The 17971-nt window shown below is 72.4% G+C and carries 17 protein-coding genes; 8 read left to right on the forward strand and 9 right to left on the reverse strand.

Annotated features, from left to right (window positions below):
• Positions 1-733 precede the first annotated feature (733 nt).
• The 3 genes from DRB96_RS43390 to pstA are packed head-to-tail and all read left to right on the forward strand — an operon-like array spanning position 734 to position 3731.
• Positions 734-1327 carry a hypothetical protein gene (locus DRB96_RS43390; protein ID WP_162689123.1) on the forward strand — a complete coding sequence of 198 codons (594 nt, stop codon included), beginning with the start codon at positions 734-736 and terminating at the stop codon, positions 1325-1327.
• Complete coding sequence (gene pstC / locus DRB96_RS36065) at positions 1324-2346, forward strand: phosphate ABC transporter permease subunit PstC (protein ID WP_112452213.1); 1023 nt, start codon at positions 1324-1326, stop codon at positions 2344-2346. The genes DRB96_RS43390 and pstC overlap by 4 nt, the downstream gene beginning before the upstream one ends.
• Positions 2343-3731, forward strand: a complete 1389-nt coding sequence (gene pstA / locus DRB96_RS36070) for a phosphate ABC transporter permease PstA (RefSeq protein ID WP_204357904.1) — start codon at positions 2343-2345, stop codon at positions 3729-3731. The genes pstC and pstA overlap by 4 nt, the downstream gene beginning before the upstream one ends.
• On the opposite strand, the gene DRB96_RS43395 is transcribed toward pstA, so the two are convergent.
• A complete protein-coding gene (locus tag DRB96_RS43395; RefSeq protein WP_162689124.1) occupies positions 3647-4051 on the reverse strand; it encodes a hypothetical protein in 405 nt (134 codons plus the stop codon). The two genes, pstA and DRB96_RS43395, sit on opposite strands and share 85 nt — an antisense overlap.
• Positions 4052-4562: 511 nt before the next feature.
• On the opposite strand from DRB96_RS43395, the gene DRB96_RS36075 reads away from it, so the two are divergent.
• Positions 4563-5207: a hypothetical protein gene (locus tag DRB96_RS36075; protein WP_112452214.1), complete on the forward strand. Its 645-nt coding sequence runs from the start codon at positions 4563-4565 to the stop codon at positions 5205-5207.
• Positions 5208-5209: 2 nt separating this feature from the next.
• Positions 5210-7138, forward strand: coding sequence for a PKD domain-containing protein (locus tag DRB96_RS36080; protein WP_112452215.1), 1929 nt, complete (start codon positions 5210-5212; stop codon positions 7136-7138).
• 78 nt (positions 7139-7216) lie between these two features.
• Here the strand turns inward: DRB96_RS36080 and DRB96_RS36085 are convergent, their stop codons facing one another.
• The 3 genes from DRB96_RS36085 to DRB96_RS36095 all read right to left on the reverse strand — a co-directional run bounded on the left by DRB96_RS36085 (position 7217) and on the right by DRB96_RS36095 (position 8678).
• Positions 7217-7627: a hypothetical protein gene (locus DRB96_RS36085; RefSeq protein WP_112452216.1), complete on the reverse strand. Its 411-nt coding sequence runs from the start codon at positions 7625-7627 to the stop codon at positions 7217-7219.
• A gap of 70 nt (positions 7628-7697) precedes the next feature.
• Entirely contained in the window at positions 7698-8117 is a 420-nt protein-coding gene (locus tag DRB96_RS36090; RefSeq protein WP_112452217.1) for a RidA family protein, read from the reverse strand.
• A gap of 57 nt (positions 8118-8174) precedes the next feature.
• Entirely contained in the window at positions 8175-8678 is a 504-nt protein-coding gene (locus tag DRB96_RS36095; RefSeq protein WP_112454161.1) for an Rrf2 family transcriptional regulator, read from the reverse strand.
• Between the two features lie 112 nt (positions 8679-8790).
• Here DRB96_RS36095 and DRB96_RS36100 point away from each other — a divergent pair, with 112 nt between their 5' ends.
• From DRB96_RS36100 to DRB96_RS36110, 3 genes are all read left to right on the forward strand, one after another.
• On the forward strand, positions 8791-9618 hold the full coding sequence (locus DRB96_RS36100; protein ID WP_112452218.1) for a hypothetical protein: 828 nt from the start codon (positions 8791-8793) through the stop codon (positions 9616-9618).
• A 99-nt stretch (positions 9619-9717) separates the two neighbouring features.
• Positions 9718-11727 carry an FUSC family protein gene (locus DRB96_RS36105; RefSeq protein ID WP_112452219.1) on the forward strand — a complete coding sequence of 670 codons (2010 nt, stop codon included), beginning with the start codon at positions 9718-9720 and terminating at the stop codon, positions 11725-11727.
• A 79-nt stretch (positions 11728-11806) separates the two neighbouring features.
• Positions 11807-13297 carry a hypothetical protein gene (locus tag DRB96_RS36110; protein WP_204357905.1) on the forward strand — a complete coding sequence of 497 codons (1491 nt, stop codon included), beginning with the start codon at positions 11807-11809 and terminating at the stop codon, positions 13295-13297.
• Positions 13298-13330: 33 nt separating this feature from the next.
• Here DRB96_RS36110 and DRB96_RS36115 read toward each other — a convergent pair whose 3' ends face one another.
• From DRB96_RS36115 to DRB96_RS36135, 5 genes are read right to left on the reverse strand one after another with little or no spacing between them, the layout of a single operon-like run.
• Positions 13331-14041 carry an ABC transporter ATP-binding protein gene (locus tag DRB96_RS36115; RefSeq protein WP_239516501.1) on the reverse strand — a complete coding sequence of 237 codons (711 nt, stop codon included), beginning with the start codon at positions 14039-14041 and terminating at the stop codon, positions 13331-13333.
• Entirely contained in the window at positions 14038-14799 is a 762-nt protein-coding gene (locus DRB96_RS36120) for an ABC transporter ATP-binding protein (RefSeq protein ID WP_112452220.1), read from the reverse strand. Before DRB96_RS36120 ends, DRB96_RS36115 begins: the two co-directional genes overlap by 4 nt.
• Positions 14796-15818, reverse strand: a complete 1023-nt coding sequence (locus DRB96_RS36125; protein ID WP_112452221.1) for a branched-chain amino acid ABC transporter permease — start codon at positions 15816-15818, stop codon at positions 14796-14798. Before DRB96_RS36125 ends, DRB96_RS36120 begins: the two co-directional genes overlap by 4 nt.
• On the reverse strand, positions 15815-16693 hold the full coding sequence (locus DRB96_RS36130; protein WP_112452222.1) for a branched-chain amino acid ABC transporter permease: 879 nt from the start codon (positions 16691-16693) through the stop codon (positions 15815-15817). The genes DRB96_RS36125 and DRB96_RS36130 overlap by 4 nt, the downstream gene beginning before the upstream one ends.
• Before the next feature lies 1 nt (position 16694).
• Positions 16695-17753, reverse strand: coding sequence for an ABC transporter substrate-binding protein (locus DRB96_RS36135; protein WP_239517804.1), 1059 nt, complete (start codon positions 17751-17753; stop codon positions 16695-16697).
• Between the last annotated feature and the right edge of the window lie 218 nt (positions 17754-17971).

The following is a 17971-nucleotide window of genomic DNA, read 5'->3' on the forward strand; positions in this document are numbered from 1 at the left end:
ACGTCCTCGGTTCGGCGCAGGGCGCGGTCGAGGACACAGTCCACCGGGGGCGTGAGCGCCCCGACAGTTGTTTGTCATGTCCCGCGCAAGCATTGCTTCGAGAATCGCTACTGCCGGGTACAGAGTCAAGGGTCCGGGTCACATGACCTGATGGCTCGTCACCTTACGTGCCCCCGTGTTCCTTTGCGACGCGGTGGACGGGATCCGCACGGAACGTACACGGGCCGCGATCGGGCCGGCCGGGCGGTCGTGGCGGCCGCGGCGGCCCCGGTGGTCGTGGCGGCCGCATGTGAGGCGTTCGAGGGGGCCCGGGTGCACGCCTGGACGCGGAGGATGTTTTTTCGGCCATCCGGGTCCGGCGGGGCGGGCCGTTTCCCGCGGACCCGAGGCGGCCGCGCACCCGCCGGCCGGGCCCGCGCGGGGCCGATTGTGAGGATGCCGTGTACGCCGCCACCAGGAAGGGAAGGGTTCGACGGGCACCCCGTGCGCTGCCGGAGCCGGTGGCTGCCGGGCCTGCTCGCCTCCGGCGCCGGTCGAACGCGCCCGCGCGCGCCCCCGCCACGCGTTCACATGTTCTCCGTTTCTGCTTCACCGATCCGTGTGCCCCAGACACCTCCGCCCCGTGGATTGTCATGCCCGCGGCCATGGGTGGGTGGCCGTTTTCCGGCCAAGCACGGCTTGTGGGAAGGGGGGCGGCCCGGTGTCTCAGCCACGTTTTCTGTTCGTTTCATGGGTGGACGTCGAAAGACGGCAGGTGCCCGCGCCGACGGCGGGGGGACAGCTCGGGGCGGGGCGGGAGGGCGGCGGGCCCGACGCTGTGACCTGGCGCCTGGTCGGCGCCAACAACCACGAGCTCGGCCGCAGTCCGTACGTGCACCACACCCTCACCGCGTGCGGCGCCGCCGTCGAACGGCTCCAGGGCCGGCTCGAGGAGGTCACCACGCTCGTGGCCATGTCCACGGGAACGAGCCCGTCCGCGGCCCCGGCCGCCGGCTCCGGCTCGGCCGCGGGCTCCGGCTCGGCCGCCGGCTCCGCCAAGGCCGCCGGCTCCGGCTCGGCCGCGGGCTCCGGCTCGGCCGCGGGCTCCGGCTCCGGCATCGGCGCCTGGACCTGGCAGCTCGCCCTCGACGAGAGCTGCGTCGCGGTCGCCGTCCGGACCTTCCGCCGCCAGCGCGAATGCCGCCACAGCCTCCAACTGTTCCTGTCCGCCGCCGCCGAGGCGCAGGTGGCCTCCGGAGTCACCTACACCCGGCGGCTGCGCGGACTGCGGCTGCCCGGCGCCGACGACGCGCCGGGGCTGGCCCTGCGCGGGGGAGGCCTGAGATGACCGCGACCACGGTGATCCCGCCCGCCGCCCCGGAGGACGACCACGTCACCCCGCGCGCGCTCGCCAAGAACGCGGACCCGGCCGACCGGATCTTCCGCGGCTCGGCCCGCACCGCCGGCGCCGTCGTCCTGCTCGTCATGACCCTGGTCGGCGTCTTCCTCGCAGGCAACGCCGCGGCGGCCCTGGAGGACGCGGGCTGGGGCTTCTTCACCACCTCCGCCTGGGAGCCGGACTCCCACAACTTCGGTGTCGCGGCCATCCTGACCGGGACCCTGCTCATCGGAGCCGTCGCGATCGTCTTCGCGCTGCCGCTCGCGACGGGCACGGCCCTCTACATCACCGAGTACGCGCCGCGCCGCCTCAAGCAGACCCTGATCACCCTCGTCGACCTGATGGCGGCGGTGCCCAGCGTGGTCTACGGCCTGTGGGGGCTGTTCTTCTTCCAGCCGCACGTGGTCGGCCTGTCCCGCTGGCTCACCACCTACCTGGGCTGGTTCCCGCTCTTCGCGGTCGACGGGGACGACCCGCGCGACCCGCTCAGCCCGAACACCTACTACACCTCCTCCACCTTCATCGCCGGCATGGTCGTCGCGCTGATGGTCACGCCGATCGCCTGCTCGGTGATGCGCGAGGCCTTCGCCCAGGCGCCGTCCGGCGAGCGCGAGGGCGCGTTCGCGCTCGGGGCCACCCAGTGGGGCGTCATCCGCGCCGTCGTCCTGCCCTTCGGCAGGGGCGGGATCATCGGCGGCACCATGCTCGGGCTCGGCCGCGCGCTGGGGGAGACCATCGCCGTCTTCCTGATCATCTCCCCGGTCTTCGTCATCCAGCCGCACATCCTCCAGAACGGCGCCATCTCCGTGTCCGCCCTGATCGCCCTGCGCTACGGCTCGGCCAGCCCCCTCGGGATGTCCGCCCTGATGGCGGCCGGCCTCACCCTCTTCCTGATGACCCTGGTGGTCAACTTCATCGCCTCCTCGGTCGTGGCCCGCAGCCGCTCCGGAGCGGGGGCCGACGCGTGAGCGCCACGACGCACACGACGCACACGACGCACACGACGGACGCGACGGACGCGACCCGTGTGTCGGAGCCAGCGGGCGCGGCCGCCGGAGCCTGTGCCGCCACTGTCCGCCCGCCCGTCCGCCACGACGGCGCAGGCGTTCCCCCCGAGCACCGGCGCGACACCGCGACCCTGCACGTCCGCGACGTCCTCGCCATGGTGGGCGCGGCCCTCGCCGCGCTCGCCGTCACCGCCCTGCTCTTCGGGCGGGTGCTGCCCTTCAACGCGCCCCTCGGCTTCACCGTCGTCCTCTACCTGGCCTTCATGGCGCTCTACGCCGTCCTCGTCTCCCTCGACGAACCGGGCGCCACCGTGCGGGCCCGCCTCGCCCAGGTGCTCGTGCACAGCGTCGCCGCCCTGCTGCTGGTGGCCCTGGTGTTCGTCGTCGGCTACGTGCTGATGCGCGGCTGGTCCGCGCTCGCCCACCTCAACTTCTTCACCGAGGACATGTCGGCCACCGGTCCGCTCGAACCGCTGACCCAGGGCGGGGCGCTGCACGCCATCATCGGCACCCTGGAGCAGATCGGCATCGCGCTGGCGGTGACGGTGCCGCTGGGGCTGGCGTGCGCGGTGTTCCTCAGCGAAGTCCCGGGCCGCTACGCGCGGTTCGTCCGCACCATCGTCGAAGCCATGACCGCGCTGCCCTCCATCGTGGCCGGCCTGTTCGTCTACGCCACCTGGATCCTGCTGCTCCACTTCGACAAGTCGGGCTTCGCCGCCGCCCTCGCCCTGTCCGTGATGATGCTGCCGATCGTCATCAGGGCCTCGGACGTGGTGATCCGCCTGGTGCCGGGCTCGCTGAAGGAGGCCTCCTACGCGCTGGGGGCCGGCCAGTGGCGCACCGTGTGGACGGTGGTCCTGCCCACGTCGCGCTCCGGACTGACCACCGCCGTCATCCTGGGCACCGCCCGCGGCATCGGCGAGACCTCGCCGGTCCTGCTCACCTCCGGCATCGCCACGGGGATCAACCTCGACCCCACCGACGGGCCGCAACTGTCGCTGCCGCTCGCCACCTTCAGCCTGGTCGTGTCCCCCGAGAAGTCCATGATCGCCCGGGGCTTCGGCTGCGCCGCCCTGCTGATGGCGCTGGTGCTGCTGCTGTTCGTGGTCGCCCGCGTCATCGGAGGCAAGGCCCCGGGCCAGCTCAGCCGGGGCCGCGTCAGGGCCCTGGTCCGGGTCCGGGCGCGGCAGCGTAAGGTGTGTATGAGAGACAGGGTTTCGGGTAAAGGCGGTGCGTGCGTGGAGCCATCGGTAGTTGTCGATCAGGTAGCCCTGGCCCGCTTCGAGGGTGAGGCGCTGTTGTACGGCGCCGGCCCTGTCTCCGGGGTGGCTCCCGGCCGGTTGTAGGACACCGTTCGGGTGATGATTTTCCCGCCGGGCAACTGCTCCCGGGTCCGGCTCAGGTACCCGTGGTGCTCCAGTTCCCGCAGTGCCCCGCCGATGCGGATCTCACCCTCGGTGAAGCGCTTGACGAGCGTGGAGATGCCGACCGGGGAACCACCGGGCAGCGACTGGATGTACACGGCCAGACCGATCGCTGTCAGTGACATCTCGGCGTGCTGGGCGAGGTGGTTGCCGACCACGGTGAAATGTGACGTGTGGGGGACGTTGGCGTGGCGTACCCCGGACGGGAAGACCGGTCGCGCGTTAAGGTGCTCAGGAGCCATGGGGAAGGTTGTGCTTCCTTGTTGGTCAGGCCCTCGTCCGGGATTGCCGTCCCGGCGGGGGCCGTCTCATTTTCAAGTGGTCGGCCAGAGCATATGCCAGCCAACCCCCTGCAAATCCACCCCCGTTCGGGCCCATCACTCGTGTGGGTGACCCGGCCGCCGCGGGAGGTAGGAGGGGTTTGGCAGGTGTTTTCTCTCCGGTACTGCGAAGCAAAAGAAAGATCGTGGGTTACCGGGTCCCGGTAACCCACGACCCGGTCGGCGCCTTTCCTCGCACGCAATTCGGATTCATTCGGGGCGGGTTTCACCGAGCACCGGGGAGCATGTCGGACATGGTCCGCGAGCACGGTCCAGGGGCGGTTTCAGGGGAACCCGGGATTCCGCGTTCCGGCAGGTGAGGTCCCCTCCAAAGGCCGTTGACCCACGTGTTTGAGCCAATGGATGATGACCAAACGCTTCTGCGGATCGCGTGCGCCCGACTGTCTCTGGGGGGACAGGACGTTTGCCAGTCGTGCGGCGCCGCACTCACGTCAACAACCGTTCCGAATCACACTGTTCCGACAACGGAACCGGCTCGCAGGCGATTCCGTACTGCACGGTCTCGGCCGCGGCCAAGGTGGTCAAGCCGGGCCAGACGGTGCTGATCGACGCGCAGACGACCTACACCGAGCCGCTCACCATCGACCGCTCGGGCGAGCCGATCACCTTCGCCGTCGCCAGGGAGGGGGTGGGCGAGCACAACGCCCCCTCCCCCGCGTACCTGAAAAGGAGCCTGACCATCAGCGGGGCCTCGCACGTGGTCGTCCGCGGGCTGTCCGCCGACGAAGGCCTCTACGTCGACAACTCGCACGACGTCACGCTGGACCGGGTCTACGGGTACCACACGGCCGATGACACGGCCTCCCTCGTGGTCCGCAAGGAGAGCACGGACGTGCGGGCCGGCCGGAGTTACTTCGCCGCCGTTCGCGTCGAAGGCGGTGCCCAGCGCACGGTGCTCAGCCGCAACTCGATCCACGGCTTCAGGATCCCGCCGGTCTCGGTGGTGAACGCGCCCGGCACGGTCATCACCAACAACACCCTCAAGAGCAGCTGTGGTGCGGGGATCTCGGTCGGCGGCAGCTCGACCGGGTCGGCACTGTTCAACAACCTTCTCTGATCGTGGGGCAGCCCGGTACCGGGCGGGTCCCCTACGGCTGGGCCGACACCGGATACGACACCGCGGCGGCGTTCCTGGCCGGCACCGGCCAGGGCGCGCACGACATCCTGAGCCGGGACGAGGACGCCGTCGGCCCGAAGGACGGGTCGCCGACCATCGACTCGGGTGATCCGACGGCGCCGGGGGTGCTCCCGGGGGACATTCGCGGTTACCCGGTCGCGGACGACCCGCGCGTCCCCAACACGGGCAAGAACGGCGGGTACATCGACCGCGGCTCCGACGAGACCCAGGACCGGCTGCGGAGCGTGAGCCTGTCGGTGAGCGAGTCCTGGGCGCCGGCCGGTACGCGCGTGAAGGCGACGGCCGCCGTCGACGCCCTCTGGCCCACGGGCGTGACGTACCACTTCGACTTCGGTGACGGCACGGCTCCCGTGGTCACCAAGGAGACCTCCGTCGAGCACGTCTACAGCGTGCCGGGCGACCGCGTGGTGAGGGTGAAGGCGGTCAACGGTGTCGGGGCGGAGGTCTCCTCCTACGACGTACCGACCAAGGTGGGCCCGGCCGGACCGCTGACCGCGGTCGTCACCGCCGATCCGGTCCTGCCGACCTCGCAGAGCCCGCTGGGTCGCGTCGCCCCGCTGTCCGTGGCCGTCGGTGTCGGTGGCAGTGCGACGCCGTGGCCCGTGACCCGTGTGGAGGCGGACTTCGGGGACGGCTCGAGCGATCGCCGAGGCGACATGGGCGGGTTCGACCACGCCTACCGGCAGCCGGGCGAGTACAAGGTGACGCTGACGGTCGAGGACTCCAAGGGTGGCAAGTCCACGGCGACCCGGACCGTGAAGGTGGACTACGCCGCCTCGGGCTACGTGGCCACCGAGCCGTTCCGCCTGGTGGACACCCGGACCGCGAACGCGGCGCTCCTGGGCGGTTACGCCAGGGTCGTGGACCTGCCGAACGGCACCAGGTTCCAGGGCCACGAGCACTCGGCGAGCATGGCTTCGGTGGTCCTCAACGTGACGGTCACGGGTGCCACCGAGGACACCCACCTGAGCGTCTGGCCCTCGGGCCAGCCCCGCCCGGCGACCTCGAACGTCAACGTCCGCGCGGGCGGCACCTCGTCCAACACCGTCACCGTGCCGGTCGGCTACGTCGGCAGCATCCTCGCGCAGCTCAACTCCGGCCAGGGCCACCTGATCGTGGACTTCGTCGGCTACTACCAACCCAACGCGGGCCAGCGGTTCTCCCCGATCGCGCCGACCCGGGCCCTCGACACCCGGAGCACCGGCGGCGCCCTGGGCGGCGGCCAGACCCGTACGGTCAAGGTCGCGGGCGTCAACGGCATCCCGGCCGACGCCACGGCGGTCGCGCTGAACCTGACCGGTACGGGCGCCACCGAGCAGGCGCACGTCATCGCCTACCCGGATCCGGCGAAGCGTCCGGCCACCTCGAACCTGAACGTGGAGCCCGGCAAGGACAAGTCGAACCAGGCGATCGTCCCGGTCGGCCCGAACGGCACCATCACCCTCTACACCAACTCCGGTTCCACGCACGTGATCCTGGACGCGGTCGGCTACTACGGCAAGGACGGCAAAGCGCTGTTCACGCCGGTCGTGCCCAAGCGCCTCGCGGACACCCGCAGCACCGGCAAGCTCGCCCCCGGCGCCACCACCAACATCTCCGGCCTCCCGGCGAACTCGGTGGGCGCGGTCCTGAACCTCACCGCCACCGACACCACCGACCCCGGCTTCCTCACCGCCTACGCCTTCGGCGCCACCCGCACGGACGCCAGCAGCCTCAACACCATCCCCGGCCGCACCGTCCCCAACCACGTCACCACCCCCGTCACCGACGGCAAGGTCGCCGTCTTCAACAGCTACGGCGGCCCCAACCACGTCATCACCGACCTCCTCGGCCACTTCACCAAGGGATAACCACGACCGCACACCGCCGCCCCGGACACCCGCGCACGAGCGCGCGGTGTACCGGGGCGGCGGTGTTCTCCGTCGCGTCTAGGCCGGCTCACGCGTGTAGTAGCGGTAGAACGCCGCGATCCCGACGCCCGCGCCGACGACCAGGGAGATGCCGGAGGACTTGAGGACGCTCTCGCCGGAGAGGCTGTAGAGGTAGCCGAAGGCGATGCCCGCGAAGGCTCCGTACATCGCCGCGTGCACCTCCCGCCTCAGCCGGGGGCCGATGCGGGCCAGGGCGACCAGACAGGCCGCGAAGATCGCGCCGCACAGGATCCCGTAGAAGACGTTGCCCGCGTCCACGGGCCCCGTCTGGCGCTTCATGAAGGCGGCGTAGACGCCGTAGACGAGCCCCATGAGCAGGGGGCGGGCCAGGGCGGCCTTGTCCAGGTGGCTCGTGCCGACCGCCGTCTGCCGGTGCCGCCGGGGGGCGGTGGGTGCCGCATGTGCCATGACGGGCTCCTCTCTCCCATCATCCAGGGCACACCCGCCGCCGCCGACCGGCAACTGGATCACTCGGCGATCACTCGGCGGAGCGCTCCCCGGGGGCCGCCCGCACCGCCACCGCGTCGATCTCGAAGAGCATGTCCGGCAGCGCGAGGGCGGCCACGCCGATCAGCGTCTGCGCGGGCAGCGCGGTGCCCCAGGCGGCGTGCAGGTGCTTCAGGAGGACCTCCAGCTTCGGCTGGTCGTGTCCGACGACGTACGTGCCGATGCGGACGACGTCGCCGAGGCCGAGGCCGACGGCCTCCAGGGCGGTGCGGAGGTTGGCGAACGCCCGCCCGACCTGGGCGTCGAAGTCGCCGGAGACGACGTGGCCGGTCTCGTCGGAGCCGTACTGGCCGGCTATGAAGACCTGCTCGCCGGGTGCGGACACGATGTGGCTGTAGCCGTAGTCGGCGGGGTCGTGGAGTCCTGCCGGGTTGGTGATGCTGCGCGTCATTCCACACTCCTGGGTCAGTGGTCCAGAGGCGGTGGACGGCCGGACGGCCGCCCACCGCTAGCGGGTGGTGGCGAGCCAGGCGCGGAGCCGCTCGGGGGCCCCGGGGGCCTGCCGTTCGGCCTGCTGCCGGATCTCGTCGAGGTTCTGGTCGGCCAGTGCGCGGCGCCAGGCCAGCTCGGCCCGGCCCATCGCGTGCGCGATGGCGCACTCGGCGGCGGGCGGTTCCCCGGCCTCGGCGGCGGGCGGTTCCCCGGCCTGGTCGCCGCCGGGGCCCTGGCGGCGGATCTCCGCGCACCGGAAGGCCTCGTCCGGCCCCTCGACGGCGGCGACCACGTCCATGAGCGAGATGGCGGCGAGGGGGCGGGCGAGCCGGAAGCCGCCCCGCGGGCCGGGTGTGGAGGTGACGATGCCCGCCCGGGCCAGTGCCTGGAGCTGCTTGTTCAGGTAGGCGGCGGGGAGTTCGTGCCAGGCCGCCAGCCGGGGCGCCGAGACGGCCCGGTCGGGGCCGCTCCAGGCCAAGTTGAGGCAGCTGTGCAGGGCCCATTCGACGCCCTCGCTCATCTTCATAATCTGGATATTAGATATCCAGAATGACGCCCGCAAGGCCGACGCGCGCCACCCGCCCGCAGTACTCCCGCTCGCGCCGCGCGCGCGGCCGCATTTCCCTGGTGACGTGCGGACCTTCCTCTCGGCGGTACTCATCGCGCTCGTGGCCCTCCTGGTGCCCGCGAGCGCCGTCGCGTACTGGGCCGACCGCGAGCTCGGCGACGCCGACCGGTACACCGCCGCCATGTCCCCGCTCGCCTCGAACCCCGCCGTGCAGAACGTCGTCGTCACCCAGGCCGGCCGGGCCCTCTCCGGGCAGATCGACGCGGGCCCCTTCCAGGGCGGGATCGACGCCCTGCTCGGCGAGGCCCTGCAGTCCTTCGTCGGCACCTCCGCCTACCGCACCGCCTGGGACGCGGCCAACCGCGCCGCCCACGGGGCGTTCCTCGAAGCGCTCACCACCGGGCAGGGCAACGCCGTCAGCATCGATCTCGCACCCGTCATCGCCCAGGTCAAGGGCGATCTCGTGGACAACGGGGTGCCGCTCGCCGACCGCATCCCGGTGACGCACCTGTCGGTGAAGGTCATGGAGTACGACAACCTCGGCGCGCTCCGGAAGGGCTTCCGCATGCTGCAGATCGCCGGAGTCTGGCTCCCCGTGCTCACCGTGCTGCTGGCCGCGACGGCCATCGCCGTCGCCGTCCGGCGCCGCCGCGCCGTGCTCGCCACCGGGCTGGGGCTCGCGGCCGGGGCCCTGCTGCTGTGGGCGGCCGTGGCGCTGTGCCGCCGCCTCACCCTGGACGACCTGCCGGCCGACATCGACCGGGCGGCCGCCGAGGCGGTGTACGACGCGCTCACCGCGTTCCTGCGCACCACCGCCTGGGTGGTGCTGGCCGTCGGGCTCGCCGCCGCGCTGGCCGCCTGGCTGACGGGCCGACTGCGCCGCACCCCATAAGCTCGGAAGGAAGACAATGGCGCGCAAATCCGTAGAACGACCCAGAAGAACCGATTCGCGAGCGGCGGCACGGAAACGGGAATGAGTACGGAAACGGGCATGAGCACCGAACGCACCGAAGAGATACCTCCCGGACGGCCCCGGCCGCCGGCTCCGCCCGGCTGGTTCCTGACGGGGCTGCGGCCCACCACCGCCCCGATCCCGTGGGCCGCCGTCCTGCGCGCGGGCATCGCCATGGCCGCCCCGCTGGCCGTCGGTTTCGCCCTCGACGAGCCCGAGTACGGCGCGCTCGTCTCCATGGGCGCCCTGTCCGGGGTCATCGGCGACACCGCCGACGCCTACCGGATGCGCGTCCTGAACATCGCCGTCCCGCAGTTCTTCGGCGCCGTCGGCGTCGCGCTGGGCACCCTGGTGTTCGGGCACGGCTGGGTCGCCGTCGGCGTCCTCACCCTGATCGCCCTGGTCTCCGGGATGATCTCCTCCATCGGCACCGTCGCCTCCGTCTCCGGGCTGATGCTCCTGCTGTACGCCGTGGTCGGCGCCGGCCTGCCGATGCCCGAGCCCTGGTGGACGGCGCCCCTGCTGCTGAGCGCGGGCGGGCTGTTCGTCCTCGCCCTGAGCCTGCTGGGGTGGCCGCTGCGCGGCCGGCAGCCGGAACGTTCCGCCGTCGCCGCCGCCTACCGGGCGGTGGCCGACTCCCTGGAGGCCGCGGGCAGTCCGGGACCCGCGTACGAGGAGCGCCGCCACCAGGTCACCCAGGCCCTGAACCAGGCCTACGACCTGGTGCTCGGCCGGCGGGCCCGGGTGCACGGGCGCAGCCCCTCGCTCGTGCGGATGCTGGCCCAGCTCAACGTGCTGATCCCGCTGGTCGAGGCCGCGCCCGCGGCCCACCTGCGCCGCAAGCCCCTGGCCCCCGAGATCCCGGCGGCCGTACGGGAGATGGCGGCGGCCGTCGAGGAGGCCCGCACCGGAACCCCCGTTCTGGACCTGCCCGCGCCGGACAGCCAGTCCGAGCGGGCCATCGACGCGGCCCTGCGGCACGCGGCGACCATCGTGCTGCTGGCCGAGCCGGACCCGTACAACGTCGACGACCGGCTCGGCCGGCCCTCCGCGCTGGGGGTCCGGGCCCGCCGGGCGGTGCGCGACATGATGTTCTCCGAGGCCTCCTGGCGGTACGGGCTGCGGCTCGCGCTGTGCATCGGGCTGGCGCAGGCGCTGGTGTCCGTCGTGGAGATCGAGCGGTCCTACTGGGTCGCGCTGACCGTCACCTTCGTCCTCAAGCCCGACTTCGGCTCGGTGTTCTCCCGGGCGGTGCTGCGCGCGCTGGGCACGGCCGTCGGGCTGGTCGTCGCGGCCGCCGTGCTCGCGGAGGTGCCGCGCGGCTGGTGGGACGTACCGGTGATGGTGCTCCTCGCCGCACTGATCCCGGCCTTCTCCGTCAAGGGGTACGCCTTCCAGACGGCCGCGATCACCCCGGTGATCCTGCTCCTCTCGGACCTGCTCAACCACCAGGGCTTCGACCTGATCCGGCCCCGGCTGCTGGACAGCATGATCGGCTGCGCGATCACGCTGGTGGCGGGGTACCTCCTGTGGCCCGAGAGCTGGCACACCCGGATCGGCGACCGGCTCGCCGACACGGTGGACGACGCGGCCCGGTACGTGGAGCGGGCGTTCGGCGGCCACCCCGACACGGAGGCGGGGCTGCGGGCGGCCCGGACGGCCCGGCTCCAGGCCCGCCGGCGCATCTACCGGGACCTGTCGGGCGTGCGCAGCGAGTTCCAGCGGGCGCTGACCGAGCCGCCGCCGACCGGGGAGCGGGCCGCCGCGTGGTGGCCGCTGGTCGTCGCCGTGGAGCGGATCGTCGACGCGACGACGGCCGCCCGGGTCCGGGTCAACCACGGCGCGCAGCCCCCGGGCTCCGAGGAGGTCGCGGCGATCGCCGAGGACCTGCGCGGCCTGGCCCGGGGCGTCCGCAGGGCCAACACCCCGGCCCAACTGAACCCCCCGTCGGCCCCCACGGTGGACGAGGCCTCGGTCCTCTCCCCGGTCGGCGGCGGCTCGGGCAGCGCCCGCTGGAACTCGCTGCGCACGCCCGACAGGTCCCGGTAGATGCGCCGGCGGGCCTGGAGCCGGGCCGTCCGGGCCGCCCGCAGCCCCGCCTCAGGCCGCCGAACCCCTGAAGATCGAGGTGCCGGCCGACGCCAGCGCCTCCCCCGCGGACCCCCGGGTCACCTCCTCCGACCCGAAGATCGTCGAGATGTTCGACTGGTCCAAGCGCAAGGCCAACAGCTGGGTCCAGCTTCCCGGCACCCAGGGCCCGCTCAACGTGGACGAGAACAACACCGCCGGCAGCGGCACCGGCACCTACGCCGCCTCCTACTGGGCCGGCTACGCCAACCGCAGCGGGTACTACTCGCGCGACATGGCCCACCAACTGGCCGGCGCCGGGGTCCTCGGCCTGCACGCGGAGAACAAGGCGATGCTCCGCTCCTTCGCCGCCTCCGCCACCCCCGCGCACAAGTACTACCCGGCGTGGGCGCTCAACTTCGACGCGAAGACCTACCTCTCGATCGACTACAGGAGCCCCACGAACTTCGTCCGCGAGGTGCCCGCCACCTTCGAGCTGGTGCAGAAGTCCGAGGAGGCCTACCGCTGGAGCGGTGACCGCTCCTACCTCGACGACCCGGCCCTGTGGGACTTCTACCGCCGCGCCACCGACGAGTTCGTCACCCTGCACGACGGCCTCAAGGACAACGGCGCGGTGAAGGTCGCCGAGGGCACGGGCAAGGGCATCTTCCAGGGCACGGCCAGCTACAACGAGCAGAGCAGCGAGCCCCTGGCGGAGGCCGGCGACGCGATCGGCTCCCAGTACCAGGCGTACCTGGCGATGGCCTCGCTCGCCCGATCCAAGGGGGACTGCGCGCTCGCCGACCGGTACGAGGCCAAGGCGCGGGACCTGAAGGCGTACTTCAACTCGACCTGGAGCGGCACGGGTTCCGGCGCGGCCATGGTCCGCGGCTACACCACGGACGGGCGGGCCCTGACCGGCTGGGGCAAGGAGAACAGCTGGTTCATGCCGATGAAGCAGATCATCGAGCCCGGCCCCCGCCGCGAGGCCTACCTGGACTACATCGACCAGCAGGCCTCCGGCGCGGGCCGGCCGTCCAACATCGAAGCCCTCACCTACCTGCCGGACACCTTCTTCCGGAACAACCGCAACGACACCGCCTGGAAGTGGATGAAGGACGTCTACGACCACAAGGACGTCCAGCACGTCAACGCCAAGCAGGGCACCAACGGGGACTACCCCGAGGTCTCCTTCACCCTGCTCGGCCAGACCGTCGAGGGCCTGATGGGCGTCGTCCCCGACGCGCCGGCGCGCACCCTGAGCACCCGGTCGCGGCTGCCCTCGGGCATGGACTGGCTGCGGATCGAGGACCTCCGGATCGGCGACTCGGCCTTCTCCCTGCGCCACGACGGCGCGGCCAAGTCCTCGCTCACGCACGGCTCGGGCAGCTCCCCGTACACCTGGGAGGCCCGCTTCCCCGGTGCGTACGCCACGGTCACGGTCGACGGGGTGGCCCGGCCGGCCCGCACCAAGGTGGTCGACGGGGTGACCTACACGTACGCGAGCACGGTCGTGGCCCCGGGCCGCACGGTCACGGTCCAGGCCGGCTGACGCCCGGCACGGGGAAAGGGGGCGCGCGGCCCGTCAGTCGACCCCCAGCAGACGTCTCCTGTCCTCGGGGCGGGCCGCGAACTCCGCGCAGGACGCCCGGTGGACGATGCGGCCCTTGCGCATGACCGCGACGTCGCGGGCCACCGACAGGGCGAGGCCGAGGTTCTGCTCGACGAGGACCACCGAGACGCCCTGCGCGCTCACCTCGCGGATCACCTCCCCCACTTGGGCGACGACGAGGGGGGCGAGGCCGTCGGACGGCTCGTCGAGGAGCAGCAGGCGCGGGTTGCCCAGCAGGGCCCGGGCGATGGCGAGCATCTGCTGCTCCCCGCCGGAGAGCTCGTCGCCGCGGTGCCCGAGCCGCTCCCCCAGCCTCGGCAGCAGGTCCAGGACGCGGGTACGGGTCCACGGCCCCCGTGCGGCGCGGCGCGGGGAGGCGATCGCGAGGTGCTCGGCCACGGTGAGCGGCGCGAAGACCCGGCGCCCCTGCGGGACGACGCCGACCCCCGCGCGGGCGATCACGTCGACGCGGGAGCCGGCGAGGTCCCGGCCGTCGAGGCGCACGCTGCCCTCGTACGGCCGGACGAGGCCCATGACGGTGGAGACGAGGGTGGTCTTGCCCACGCCGTTGCGCCCGAGGACGGCGAGGGTCCCGCCGGCTTCGAGGTCGAGGTCGATGCCGTCCAGGACGGTCCCCCCGGCGTAGCCGGAGCGCAGCCCGCGCACGCTGAAGAAGGGGTTCACGAGGCGGCCTCCGTGGTGCCGAGATAGGCGCGGCGGACCTCGGCGGAGGCCCGTACCTCGTCCGGGGAGCCCGTCATGAGGTGTCTGCCGAGGTACATGACCGTCACCGTGTCGGCGAGCTCGAAGACCATGTCGAGGTCGTGTTCGACGAGCAGTACGGTCACTTCGGCGGGCAGGGCGGCGATGAGCTCGGTGAGCCGGGCCGTCTCCGCCGGGGACATTCCGGCGGCCGGCTCGTCCATGAGCAGCAGCCGGGGTTCGGTGGCCAGGGCGACGGCGACCTCCAGCTGCCGGCGCTCTCCGTGCGAAAGCTCTCCCGCGGCGATCCCGTGCCGGCCGGGCAGGCCGACCCGCTCGAGCAGTTCGTGCGCCCGCAGGGCGGATTCGGCCCGGGCGCTCACCTTGCGCCAGCCGCCGAGGCCGCCGCCGGCCCGGCGCAGGACGGCGAGCAGGACGTTCTCCAGGACGCTCTCGCGCAGGAAGAGGCTGGAGTGCTGGAAGGTCGCGGCGACGCCGAGGGCCACCCGGCGGTCCACGGGCAGCCGGGTCACGTCCTGGCCGGCGACCAGGACGTGACCCGCGGTGGCCGCCAGTGTTCCGGAGATCAGGCCGAACAGGGTGGACTTGCCCGCGCCGTTCGGGCCGATGACCGCGTGCCGCGCCCCCGCCCGCACGGTGAGGGCGACGTCGTCCACGGCCTTGAAGGAGCCGAAGTGCCGTGACACTCCCCGTAGTTCCAGTGGATCGGGATCCGTCATGCCGTCCTCCTTCGGGTCAGCCCGGGCGGGAGCCGTACGCCGGCCAGCCCCCGGGGCAGTGTGTAGACGGCGGCGACGAAGAACAGGCCGAGCAGCAGGGGTCCGCGGCCGGCGACGGCTTCGAGGTTGCCGAGGTAGTCGCGGGTCAGCCAGACGAGCGCGGCGCCCGCGCAGGCCCCCCACATCGAGCCGGAGCCGCCGATGACGACGGCCAGCAGGGCGAGGGCGGCGATCTCGAATCCGGCGTCGGCGGGCGAGACGAACCGCTGCACCGACACCCACAGGGCGCCGGCGACGCCGGCGAGCGCCCCGGCGACGCAGTAGACGGCCAGGGCGTACCGCCGGGTGGGGTAGCCGATGGCGCTCATGCGGCGCTCGTTGTCGCGGATTCCGCGCAGGGCGAGGGCGAACGGTGTGGCGCCCAGGCGCCGGACGGCGGCGAAGAGCAGCAGGAAGACGGCCAGGACGTAGAAGTAGACCAGCCCGTCGAGCTCCAGCGCGGGCATGCCGGGCAGCGGTACGACGGGCGGGATGCCCGAGATGCCGTCGCTGCCGTTCGTCACCGGCTTCCAGTCCACGGCGGCGCTGTAGGCGATCTCGCCGATGGCCAGCGTCAGCATGAGGAACACCACGCCGCGCGCCCTGACGGCCAGCCAGCCCGTGACCGCGGCCACCAGCGCGGAGGCCGCGGCGGAGAGGAGGAGTTGGAGTATCCCGATGTCGGTGAGGCGCGTCGCCACGATGGCCGCGGTGTAGGCGCCGACGCCGAAGTAGGCCGACTGGCCGAGGGTCGGCAGTCCGGTCAGGCCGGTGAGCAGGTTCACGCTCAGGGCGAGGAGGGCGAACACCAGGATCCGCGACAGGGTGCCGACGGCGTACGGCCCGAGGACGAAGGGGGCCGATGCGAGCGCGGCGGCGACGGCGCCCGCCGTGAGCCGCCGTGCGGTGGATCCGGCGGGTGCGGCGGATGCGTTGGGTGCGGTGGATGCGGCAGGTGCGGTGGATCCGGCGGGGCTCATGTGCGCACCGCCGAGGAGACCAGGCCGTTCGGGCGGACCACGAGCACGACCAGCATGGTGCCGAAGAGCAGGAAGGGGGCGTAGTCGGGGAGCAGCGCCACCCCGAGCGTCTGCACCTGGCCGATGAGGAGCGCGCCGGCGAGCGCGCCGCGCACGGAGCCGAGGCCGCCCACCACCACGACGACGAGGGAGAGGACGAGCACGGTCTCGTCGACGCCCGGCCCCGGCCCCAGGATCGGGGCGCCCAGGACGCCGCCGACGGCGGCCAGGGCCGCGCCGAGCGCGAAGACCCCGTACAGGACCTTGCGGACGTCGACGCCCAGCGCGCGGACCATGTCCCGGTCCGCGACGGTGGCCCGGACCAGCGCGCCGAGCGAGCTGCGTTCGAACAGGAGGTAGACGAGGGCGGCCAGGCCCGCGGCGACGCCGATGAAGACGAGCCGGTAGACCGGATAGGCGTGGCCGAGGAGGTCCACGGTCCCGCGCAGCGAGGTCGGCGGGTCCGTGGGCAGCACCTCGCCGCCGAAGGCCGCGGCGAGGAGGTCGGCGACGATGAAGGTGATCCCGAGCGTCAGCACGGCCTGGTCCAGGTGCCCGCGCCGGGCCAGCGGCTGGGTGAGGAACGTCAGCGCCACGCCGCCCGCGGCGCCCACCAGGGCGCCGGCGGCCAGGGCGAGGAGCAGACCCGGGAGGGTCCCGTCGGACAGCGCGTAGGCGACGTAGGCCCCGGCGAGGTAGAGCGTGCCGTGGGCCAGGTTGAGCACGTCCATCATGCCGAAGACCAGTGAGAGGCCGACGGCGATCGTGAAGAGCAGCAGACCGAAGGCGACTCCGTCGATGACGCTGACGAAGTTGCCGTCCAACCATCCGGTCATGTCAGCCGCCCAGCCGGCCGAGCTCGGAGGTCACGGTGTTGGCACCCTGCTTGACCTCGCGCAGGTACCAGGGCTGGACGGGCGTGCCCGTGGCGTTGAACCGCCAGGTGCCGCGCGGGCTGTCGATGTCCCCCACCCGGGCGATCGCGGCGTTGACCGATTCCGGGGTCACCTCGGGGCCGGCGGCCCCGATCGCCCGGTCGAGGACCTGCGCCGCGTCCCACGAGGCCATCGCGTAGGTGGTCGGGACCGATCCGTAGGCGCTCGTGTAGACCGGCGCGAAGCGCTTGTTGGCGGCGTTGTCCAGGTCGGCGCCGTAGTTGAGCGCGGTGAGGACGCCTTCGGCCGCGTCCCCCTGGCCCTTGAGCACCCCGCCCTCGGTGAGGAAGCCGGGCGCGTAGAGCGGGATCTTGCCGGCCAGTCCGAAGTCCCGGTACTGCTTGACGAAGTCGACGGCCGCGCCGCCCGCGTAGAAGCAGAAGACGGCCTTCGCCCCGGACTTCTCGATCTGCGCGAGGTACGGCTGGAAGTTCTTGGTGGCGGGGAACGGTGTGTAGACCTCCTCCCCCGCGATCTTCCCGCCGGCCGGCAGGAAGGTGGATTTGAAGCCCTCCACCTCGTCCTTGCCCGCCTGGTATCCCGCGGCGATCAGGAAGACCGGGCCGCCGGCCTGCTCGGCCACGTGCTTGCCGAGGGCCTTGCCGGGCTCGTCGTTGACGTACGAGGTGCGCCAGATGTACTTGGTCCCGGTCAGCGTCGTGGGCGAGGCGTTCGAGCCGACGAGCGGGACCTTTCCGGTCTCGAAGAGGTCCTTGACGCCGTTGATGGTGGCCGAGCTCACCACCCCGCTCACGGCCAGCACCCTGTCCTGCTTGACCAGTTTCTCCGCCGCCGCCTTGCCGGAGTCGGCGGTCTCCCCCTCGTCCGCGACCACGATCTCCACCTCGCGGCCGCCGAGTCTGCCGCCGTGCTGGGCGACGTAGAGCTCGAAGCCCTGCTTCATGTCGTCGCCGAGCGCCTTGTAGGTCCCCGACTGCGGGACGAGGAGCCCGATCTTCACGGGCCCGGTGCTCTTGTCCCCTCCGTCCGTTCCGAGGCTGGCACCACCACATGCCGTGGCCAGCAGGAGGGCCGTCGCTGAGGCGACCAGACCGACGGGATGAAAACGACGTGCCATGGGGACTCCGAACGTTGTCAACCGGTCCCGGAGGGCCGGAGTTTGCTGGGGGGGGTGGAGGAGGTGACACGTGTCTATCGCGTAAATGCGACGACCGTCAA

This window comes from Streptomyces sp. ICC1 (assembly GCF_003287935.1).
Taxonomy (GTDB): Bacteria; Actinomycetota; Actinomycetes; order Streptomycetales; family Streptomycetaceae; genus Streptomyces; species Streptomyces tritrimontium.

Excerpts from the sequence above, each read along its gene's own strand:
- DRB96_RS43395 (WP_162689124.1), bottom strand. The coding sequence starts at position 4,051 with ATGGCTCCTGAGCACCTTAACGCGCGACCGGTCTTCCCGTCCGGGGTA.
- pstC (WP_112452213.1), top strand. The coding sequence starts at position 1,324 with ATGACCGCGACCACGGTGATCCCGCCCGCCGCCCCGGAGGACGACCAC.
- DRB96_RS36085 (WP_112452216.1), bottom strand. The coding sequence starts at position 7,627 with ATGGCACATGCGGCACCCACCGCCCCCCGGCGGCACCGGCAGACGGCG.
- DRB96_RS36095 (WP_112454161.1), bottom strand. The coding sequence starts at position 8,678 with ATGAGCGAGGGCGTCGAATGGGCCCTGCACAGCTGCCTCAACTTGGCC.
- DRB96_RS36105 (WP_112452219.1), top strand. The coding sequence starts at position 9,718 with ATGAGCACCGAACGCACCGAAGAGATACCTCCCGGACGGCCCCGGCCG.
- DRB96_RS36090 (WP_112452217.1), bottom strand. The coding sequence starts at position 8,117 with ATGACGCGCAGCATCACCAACCCGGCAGGACTCCACGACCCCGCCGAC.
- DRB96_RS36130 (WP_112452222.1), bottom strand. The coding sequence starts at position 16,693 with ATGACCGGATGGTTGGACGGCAACTTCGTCAGCGTCATCGACGGAGTC.
- DRB96_RS36125 (WP_112452221.1), bottom strand. The coding sequence starts at position 15,818 with ATGAGCCCCGCCGGATCCACCGCACCTGCCGCATCCACCGCACCCAAC.
- DRB96_RS36120 (WP_112452220.1), bottom strand. The coding sequence starts at position 14,799 with ATGACGGATCCCGATCCACTGGAACTACGGGGAGTGTCACGGCACTTC.